The 418-nt window shown below is 55.5% G+C and carries 2 pseudogenes; one reads left to right on the top strand and one right to left on the bottom strand.

Annotated elements, in window-relative coordinates:
* A pseudogene (locus RGCCGE502_RS36465) lies at positions 1-101 on the bottom strand (transposase domain-containing protein); the annotation flags it as partial.
* Positions 102-225: 124 nt separating this feature from the next.
* Here RGCCGE502_RS36465 and RGCCGE502_RS37825 point away from each other — a divergent pair.
* Positions 226-418, top strand: a pseudogene (locus RGCCGE502_RS37825) (integrase); the annotation flags it as partial.

Raw genomic sequence — 418 nt, 5'->3', positions numbered from 1 at the left:
GGCATCAGAGCGTCGATATCCTGCGCGGGCCATCCGTTGGCCATGCGAACTAAGGTCTGTGTCAGCCAGGCGAGCGGATCGACGTTGTTCATTTTAGCTGTTTATGCCGACCGTCGAACTATGCCGATTAATCAACTTTTTGCCAACGTTTCCGGCACCATAGCGGGCAGCCAGTCGGCATAGTTTAGGGTCTCTCCGTCGCAATTGACGCGAAGGAGAGGACACATGAACGCAACTGACTATTTGAATCGCAGCGCCTTATACCGGAAGCTGGTCTACGGTCCGTATCGGGAGTTTGCGGGCGTTTACGCCGCCAAAATGTCGAACGAAGGTTTGGGTCGGCAATGCACGTGGCGCTCACTGAGCCTGTTTCGGGATCTGATGGACTGGCATGTTGGCAATGGACATGCTCCGCGGG

It is taken from the genome of Rhizobium grahamii CCGE 502 (assembly GCF_000298315.2).
In the GTDB taxonomy this organism is placed as follows: domain Bacteria; phylum Pseudomonadota; class Alphaproteobacteria; order Rhizobiales; family Rhizobiaceae; genus Rhizobium; species Rhizobium grahamii.
The sequence above is the reverse complement of the archived record's forward strand: the minus strand, read 5'-3'. Positions and strand labels throughout refer to the sequence as shown.